At 62.3% G+C, this 7,975-nt stretch carries 8 protein-coding genes; 2 read left to right on the top strand and 6 right to left on the bottom strand.

Annotated elements, in window-relative coordinates; all coding sequences use genetic code 11:
- Positions 1–157: 157 nt before the first annotated feature.
- The 3 genes from BFP89_RS06945 to BFP89_RS06955 form a co-directional block, all read right to left on the bottom strand.
- Entirely contained in the window at positions 158–748 is a 591-nt protein-coding gene (locus tag BFP89_RS06945) for a nucleotidyltransferase family protein (RefSeq protein ID WP_065884790.1), read from the bottom strand.
- Positions 745–1,731, bottom strand: coding sequence for an XdhC family protein (locus BFP89_RS06950; protein ID WP_065884791.1), 987 nt, complete (start codon positions 1,729–1,731; stop codon positions 745–747). The genes BFP89_RS06945 and BFP89_RS06950 overlap by 4 nt, the downstream gene beginning before the upstream one ends.
- A 140-nt stretch (positions 1,732–1,871) precedes the next feature.
- Positions 1,872–3,203: a dicarboxylate/amino acid:cation symporter gene (locus tag BFP89_RS06955; protein WP_065884792.1), complete on the bottom strand. Its 1,332-nt coding sequence runs from the start codon at positions 3,201–3,203 to the stop codon at positions 1,872–1,874.
- A gap of 339 nt (positions 3,204–3,542) precedes the next feature.
- Between BFP89_RS06955 and BFP89_RS06960 the strand changes: the two genes are divergently transcribed.
- Positions 3,543–4,541 carry an AraC family transcriptional regulator gene (locus BFP89_RS06960; protein ID WP_065884793.1) on the top strand — a complete coding sequence of 333 codons (999 nt, stop codon included), beginning with the start codon at positions 3,543–3,545 and terminating at the stop codon, positions 4,539–4,541.
- Positions 4,542–4,564: 23 nt separating this feature from the next.
- Here BFP89_RS06960 and BFP89_RS06965 read toward each other — a convergent pair whose 3' ends face one another.
- From BFP89_RS06965 to BFP89_RS06975, 3 genes are read right to left on the bottom strand one after another with little or no spacing between them, the layout of a single operon-like run.
- Entirely contained in the window at positions 4,565–5,911 is a 1,347-nt protein-coding gene (locus tag BFP89_RS06965; protein WP_065884794.1) for an ATP-binding protein, read from the bottom strand.
- Entirely contained in the window at positions 5,908–6,585 is a 678-nt protein-coding gene (locus tag BFP89_RS06970) for a response regulator (protein WP_010208358.1), read from the bottom strand. Before BFP89_RS06970 ends, BFP89_RS06965 begins: the two co-directional genes overlap by 4 nt.
- An 18-nt stretch (positions 6,586–6,603) precedes the next feature.
- On the bottom strand, positions 6,604–6,909 hold the full coding sequence (locus BFP89_RS06975; protein WP_065884795.1) for a hypothetical protein: 306 nt from the start codon (positions 6,907–6,909) through the stop codon (positions 6,604–6,606).
- A gap of 166 nt (positions 6,910–7,075) precedes the next feature.
- On the opposite strand from BFP89_RS06975, the gene BFP89_RS06980 reads away from it, so the two are divergent.
- Positions 7,076–7,792, top strand: a complete 717-nt coding sequence (locus tag BFP89_RS06980; RefSeq protein ID WP_065884796.1) for a 4'-phosphopantetheinyl transferase family protein — start codon at positions 7,076–7,078, stop codon at positions 7,790–7,792.
- Positions 7,793–7,975: the final 183 nt, after the last annotated feature.

Raw genomic sequence — 7,975 nt, forward strand, 5'->3', positions numbered from 1 at the left:
AGAGCGTTTTGCTTACTTTTGCGCTTTTCAAAAGTGAGCCGCCGTCAGGGCGGAACCCTAAGTGGCCGTGACCGCAGAAACGGATATGTACTCGATCTGACCCAACATCCTGGTCGGGCCCAGAGGCCGCCATCGGGGGCAAGCTCCCTCCCACCATTTAATACGCGCTGAAATTCAACCGTTGTGGCAGGTCCACATCCCAGAGAACACCGGCATCATCCAGCGCCACTTCACTCACCGAAGCACGCGCGAACAGCAGCTTCGCGCCACGATCCCCCGTCAGCGCCATCAAGTCTGCGCCCGATGCATGGTCAAAGGCCACGGGATGCCCATATTCCCCCGCGTGCACAGGCACGCTGATGCCACCCGCTTGCAGCGCATTGATCACCCTTTCGATGCTGGTGGATCGAATAAACGGCATATCCCCCAGCACCACCAGCCAGCCCTCTGCCCAAGCGCTGGCCGCAACGGCGGCAGCAATGCTGTCGCCCATGCCGGCTGATTCCAGCAGCAGGACCTTACAACCATGCGCCTCAGCCAACCGAATCACCTCAAGGCGTTCCGGTGAAGTCACCACCCAGCGCTCAACAAGCGTCGCCGGCAGGTTCACCAGCACCTGCTCGATGACTGGCCGTGTCACACCATCGAGCCCAATACAATGTGCCAGCAACTTGTCTCGGTCAGCCCCGGCTTCGGCACGGAAGCGACTGCCCTGCCCCGCCGCCAGCACTATCGCCGTCACTGTCACTGGGCAACCGCCGCCAGCGGCTTTTTCTGCAGAGGCGCCACGCCGTTCTTAATCGCGACGATTTCCGCCATCAGCGACAGCGCAATTTCCGCCGGCGTGTGGCTGCCGATGTGCAAGCCGATGGGCCCATGCAACCGTGCAATCGCTTCTGCCGACAAGCCCAACGCCGCCAGGTTTTCCCGTCGTTTCTGCGTGTTGACGCGCGAACCGAGGGCGCCAATGTAGAACGCACTGGAATTCAACGCCGTGAGCAACGCCATGTCATCCAGGCGTGGATCGTGGGTCAGACAGACAATCGCCGTGCGTTCGTCGGTCTGGATATTGAGCACCGCTTCATCGGGCATGCCCGGCACGAAGCGGCCGTGCTGTTCCTCCCAGCCATAGACGAACTCGTCACGCGGGTCGCAGATCAGCACTTCAAAGTCGAGCAGGCGCGCCATTTCCGCGACATAGCGCGACAGTTGCCCGGCGCCGATCAACAGCAGGCGCCAGCGAGGCCCATAGATGGCGCGCAGACACTGGCCGTCAAAGGTCACTGCATCGGTCTTGCTCGCGACGCTGAGGGTCACTTTGCCGGTGGCCAGGTCCAGCTCCCGCGCAACAATTTGATGATCCTCGCAGCGTGCCAGCAATTGCGCGACCCACTCCCAGTCGTCCACCCGCTCTTCGGTCAGGCGCAGGGTGCCGCCGCAGGGCAGGCCAAAGCGCGCCGCCTCATCGCGGGTGACGCCGTAGGTGACCAACTGCACGGGCGGACCATCGTCAGGCAAACGGCCATCCTGCAGGCGCGCGATCAAGTCATCCTCGATGCAACCACCGGACACCGAGCCGATCACCACCCCGTCGCCGCGCAGGGCCAACATTGCCCCCGGTGGGCGCGGCGCACTGCCCCAGGTCTGCACCACGCTGTACAACATCACGCGTTGCCCGGCGCGGCGCCACTCCAGCACGCTGCGCAGGACATTCAGATCCACACTGTCCACAAAACCTCCCGCAAGCGTTTCAACCGATTCATTTACTGTAAAACAAAAGCCACTGCCGTGACGCGCCAGAAACGCAAACGCCCCGAACCAGTCGGGGCGTTTGTGTGTTGCTGTCGGCGTTAGTTCACGCCATCTTCAGCTTACTTGACCACAGGTGCAGGGCCTTCGGCCACGCCCAGGTCGTCGATTTCGCGGGTTTCGGAGATACCGGTACCGCCGGATGCCAGCTCGCTTTGCAGCTTGTCGGTGTCCAGTTCCTTGACCCACTTGGCCACAACGATGGTGGCAACGGCGTTACCCACCAGGTTGGTCAACGCGCGGGCTTCGGACATGAAGCGGTCGATACCCAGGATCAGCGCCAGGCCGGCAACCGGCAGGTGGCCGACAGCCGACAGGGTGGCAGCGAGGACGATAAAGCCCGAGCCCGTCACACCCGCAGCGCCTTTGGAGGACAGCAGCAGCACCAGCAGCAGGGTGATCTGGTGAGTGATGTCCATGTGGGTGTCGGTCGCCTGGGCGATGAACACGGCCGCCATGGTCAGGTAGATCGAGGTACCGTCAAGGTTGAACGAGTAGCCGGTGGGGATAACGAGGCCGACCACGGATTTCTTCGCGCCCAGACGCTCCATCTTGATCAGCATGCGCGGCAGTGCGGATTCCGAAGACGAAGTACCCAGTACGATCAGCAGCTCTTCGCGGATGTAGCGAATCAGCTTCAATACGCTGAAACCGTGGGCGCGGCAGATGGCGCCCAGCACCACCACCACGAACAGGACGCAGGTGATGTAGAAGCAGATCATCAACTGGCCCAACTGCACCAGGGAACCTACGCCGTAGGCACCGATGGTGAACGCCATGGCGCCCAGGGCACCGATGGGCGCCAGCTTCATGATCATGTTGATGATGTTGAACATCACGTGGGCGAAACGATCGATGAAGTCCAGCACCGGCTTGCCGTAGGCACCCAGGCGGTGCAGGGCGAAACCGAAGATCACCGAGAACATCAGCACTTGCAGGATGTCGCCGTTGGCGAAGGCGCCGACGATGGTGTTGGGGATGACATTGAGGATAAAGCCGACGATGCTCTGGTCTTTACCGGCGGTCACGTAGGCCGCGACTTTCGAAGCGTCCAGGGTGGCCACGTCGATGTGCATGCCGGCGCCCGGCTGCACGACGTTGACCACGATCAGGCCGATCAGCAACGCAATGGTGGAAACGACTTCGAAATACAGCAGCGCGTAGCCGCCGGTCTTGCCGACCGATTTCATGCTTTGCATGCCGGCGATACCGCTGACCACGGTGCAGAAGATGATCGGGGCGATGACCATTTTGATCAGCTTGATAAAGCCGTCACCCAGTGGCTTGAGGGCCACGCCGGTCTGCGGGTAGAAGTGGCCGAGCAAAATACCGATAACGATTGCAACGATCACCTGGAAATACAGGGATTTGTAGATTGGCTGACGAGTCGTCATTGCAAAGTTCCTCAATCGCACCGTGTGGCAAATATCCGCCATTGCCCACGACACTTGAATTGCGAACCCTCCTGCACTGGAGGGATTTGTTGTTGGCGAGGTCTGTAGGAACAATCCTGCGCTGTAATCCCTATCGCAAACGCCATGCCACTTTGCTTAAAACCGATGAAAGCCTTTGCACATCGGGGCTTGCGGCTTGCCGAGGCTCGGCGGGCGTGTAACAAGGTGGCGGATTTCCGCCGACTCCCCCCGTCTCGTCCTACAATTTGGCGGATATCCGCCTTGTGACCCTCTCCGGGTGATGGCTACCATCGGCCCTTCCATGGACGAGGCCCTGTCATGCGTGAACGCACTATCGCCAGTCACTTCGCCCGCGCGGCCCTGGGCGGCGCACGTCGGGCCGGTTATGACTACTCGCGCCTGTTGCAGCAGGTGGGTATCACCCCCGAACAACTGAGCGAACCACGTGCGCGTATCGCTCCGGAGCAATTTACCCGCTTGCTGCAAATGCTCTGGCTGGCGCTGGATGATGAATACCTGGGTTTCGCCCAGGCGTCGAGCAAGCGCGGCACCTTCGCCATGATGTGTCATGCGCTGATTCATTGCCGCACGCTGGAGAAGGCGCTGGAACGCGGCCTGTTATTTTATAGCCTGTTCCCCGACGGCCCGCGCTGGCAGCTGACACGCGAAGGCGACAGCGTTCGCTTGAGCCTGGACGACTCGCCACTGTGGGACCCGGACCACTTTCTCAGTGAATGCCTGCTGGTGATCTGGCATCGTCTGGGCAGTTGGTTGATCGGCCAGCGTATTCGGCTGCATCAGGTCACCTTCAGTTATCCGATGCCGGCCCACGCCGGTGAATACGACCTGCTGTTTCCTTGCCCCCAGGTATTCGCCGCACCGAACAGCAGCCTGGTGTTTCCCAGCCGTTACCTGAACCTGCCGCTGCTGCAGGATGAACGCACCCTCAAGCACTTTTTACAGCGCTCCCCCGCCGACCTGTTGTCTCGACCCGATGAAGGCGACAGCCTGAGCAGCCAACTGCGCCGCTTGCTCAGCCGCGACCGCACGCCCTGGCCGGACCTGGAAGCGGTCGCACAGCATTTGCATATCAGCCCGCAAACCCTGCGCCGGCATTTGCGTGAAGAAGGCAGCAGCTTTCAGGCATTGAAGGATGAGTTACGCCGTGATATCGCCATCTACCACTTGGGGCGGGCGGACTTGTCCTTGCAGGACATTGCAGAACAGCTGGGGTTCTCGGAACCGTCGGCGTTTCATCGGGCGTTCAAGAAGTGGACCGGCTTGACGCCGGGGGCGTATCGCGCGCAGGAGGGTTGAAGGCGGACAGCTTGCCCGCCCCCTCACAAGGCCGGAAAGTGAATCCTGAACGCTGCGCCACCCAGCGCCGAATCGCCCAGGGTCAACCGCGCGTGATAGCTCTCGATAATGTCCTTGACCACCGCCAACCCGATGCCCTGCCCCGGGTGCTGGCGATCAAGCCGTTCGCCGCGCTGCAGGATCCGGGCGCGCTGGTCCGGTGGCACGCCGGGGCCATCGTCTTCGATGCACAGCTCACTGCCGTCCGGGTGTTCCACCAGGCTGATACGTACCTGCTTCACGCATAGGCGGTAGGCGTTTTCCAGCAGGTTGCCGAGCATCTCGAGCAGGGCGCCCTTTTCGATGGGCACGTCGCAGGCGTCCGGCAGGTCGAGGGTCACGGTGACGCGCTTGTCCCGGTAAACCTTGTCCAGGGTGTCGCACAGGCTCTGCAGCACCGGCTCCAGGCGTACCTGATGGCGCACCAGGCCGCTCTTGCGCAGGCTGGCGCGCTGCAATTGATAGCCGATCTGCTGGCTCATGCGCTCGATCTGCGACTGCAGCACCCAGGCCTGGCTGCGCTCCTCGGGGCGCTGGGCCATGTCTTCGCTCACCCCCTGCAATACCGCCAGTGGGGTTTTCAGGCTATGGGCCAGGTCATCCAGCGAGTCGCGGTAGCGCGCCCGCTGCTCACGCTCGCTGTGCAGCAAACGGTTGAGGGAACCGGTGAGGCGCAGCAATTCCCGGGGGTGCTCTTCGCTGAGGCTTTCGCGGGTGCCGCCTTCGATCTGGTCCAGTTCCTGACTCAGGCGCCGCAGGGCCTGCAGGCCCCAGGTCAGGCCGAGCCAGAGCAGCGTCAACAGCACCAGCAACGCCGCGCCGAAGCCCAGGTAGAGATTCTCGCGCAGGCCTTCGAGGGTCAGTTGATACTCACGCACCGGTTGCAGGGCGACGATGCTGAACGCCGCGCTTTTGCCGCCCAGCAGCCGCACCTCGACGTCATAGACGAAGAACTCCTGGCCGTTGGCCTCACGAATGCGCGCAAATTCGTTGCCGCGTCCATCGTAGCGCGGCTTGTAATTGATCCTTTCTTCCTGGGTCGCCCGCGACCGCCACACCAGGTGACCTTCACGGTCGTAGATATAGCCGAGCAGACGGCTGTCGGTCAGGTTGAAACGCTCATCGGGCAACTGCGCCGGCATCAGCAGCCGGTTATTTTCCACGCGGGCCGCCGAGATCAGGGTGGTGACATCCGACGCCAGGCGCTGCTCGATCGAATCCTGCAGCGCCAGACTGAAAGCACCTTGCATGGCGGGCAACAAGCCCAGCATGAACAGCACCGCCAGGGTGGCGGCGGCCAGCATCAGGCGCACACGGAGCGAGCGAATCAACGGCAGCGCTCATTGAACAGGTAGCCCAGGCCGCGCACGGTGTCGATCGGCTTGAACCCGGCCGGCCCTTCCAGCTTGCGGCGCAGGCGGCCGACCAGCACTTCGATGACGTTTGGGTCACGCTCGTCGTCATCGGGGTAAAGCTGCTCCATCAAACGGTCCTTGGCCACCACCTGTTGATGATGGCGCATCAGGTATTCGAGGATGCGGTACTCATAGGCGGTCAGCGCCAGCGGTTGTTCGTCCAGCGAGGCTTGCTTGCGATTGAGGTCCAGCAGCAGGGGCCCGGCGACGATGGTGGACTGGGTGAAACCGCTGGAGCGGCGCAGCAAGGCGTTCATCCGCGCCTCCAGCTCTTCGAACTGGAACGGTTTGACCACGTAGTCGTCGGCACCGGCAGCCAGGCCTTCGACTTTGTCCTGCCAGTTGCCGCGGGCGGTCAGGATCAGGATCGGAAAGGTCTTGGCCTGGGTGCGCAGTTGCCGGATCAGGTCCAGGCCGCCCATGCCGGGCAGCCCCAGGTCGATGATCGCCAGGTCATGGTTGAATTGGCCGGTCTGGTACAGGGCTTCCTCGGCATTGGCCACGGCCTCGACCACGTGGCCGCTGTCGGTCAGGCGGGTAAACAGGTGATGACGCAACAGCGCCTCATCTTCCACCACCAGCAATTTCATAAGGCTCTCCAAGGCAATTCAACAGTCCGAGCGAGGGATATCATAGCGGCCCTGCAGGTCTTGCGGGCGCAGTTTAATGCCATTGTAGTGGCCAGACAGAGGCGCGTAACCGGTGCGGTAACCCGGTTGAGGCGCGGTGACCAGCGACCGGCCCCACGGTGCGGCCTGAACGCTCACCTCGTCGAAGCTGACACGATGGATCAGGTTGCTGGCTTTTTTGCTTTTCTCTCGGCCAAAAGCGGCAAACGTGCTATCGCTGGCTTGCACACCGGCGGTGGCACTGAGCATGGTCAACGCCAACAACAGTTTCTTGATCGCAGTCATGGTGCTTACCTCTTAAGCGTTCAGGCTGTGGCGTCCACACTACGCAAGCGCCCCTGAACTCCCCCTGAACGGGCTCTGAACCCGGCCTGAACCGCAACGGGGCCATACACGACGGACTATCACTACGGGCTATGCACTGACGCGCCAACTCGGCAAAATGTCGCGCATGACGCCCCTACCCGCCTGCTGTACCCCACTCGATGCCCATTGGCCGCTGCCTGCTCCCTTGCCGGGCACCGTGTTTTTGAGCACGCGATTCGACCCGGCCTTGTTGAACGCCGGCGACTTCCACCGCAGCGCCGTGCCGCCGCCGGCGAGTATCCAGCGCTCGGTGGCCAAGCGCCAGGCAGAATTCCTCGCCGGCCGCCTGTGCGCCCGCGAAGCGCTGCGGCGACTCGATAACCTCGACTGCGTGCCGGCCATCGGCGAAGACCGCGCGCCGATCTGGCCAGGGCACATCAGCGGCTCCATCACCCACAGCACCGGGCACGCCGCGGCGATCGTCGCGCACAAGGCGCAGTGGCGCGGGCTGGGAATGGACCTGGAGAACCTGCTGACGCTGGAACGGGCGCAACGCCTGGCGGGTGAGATCCTTACCCCCGATGAAATGCAACGAATGGCCAGCCTGCCGCGCGAGCAAGTCGCCCTGCTGGTGACGCTGACGTTTTCGGTCAAGGAGAGTCTGTTCAAGGCGCTCTACCCGCTCGTGCACAAGCGCTTTTATTTTGAGCATGCCGAAGTGGTGGAGTGGTCGCAGGCCGGGCATGTGCGGTTGCGGTTGCTCACGGACCTGTCCAGTGAGTGGTGCCATGGCAAGGAATTGGAGGGGCAATTTGGGGTGGACGGGGAGCAATTGTTGAGCCTGGTGGCGGTTGGCGCCTGATAGACCGCTATCGGGGGCAAGCCCCCTCCCACAGGGGAATGCATTCCAAATGTGGGAGGGGGCTTGCCCCCGATGGCGGTGTCTGGGCTGACCAGGATGTTGGATTGGACCGGGTACATATCCGTTTCTGCGGTAACGGCTGCTATGGGTTCCGCTTTTACAGCGGCTCACTTTTGAAAAGCG

The sequence above is a fragment of the Pseudomonas sp. 31 R 17 genome (assembly GCF_900004915.1).
Lineage (GTDB): Bacteria > Pseudomonadota > Gammaproteobacteria > Pseudomonadales > Pseudomonadaceae > Aquipseudomonas > Aquipseudomonas orientalis_A.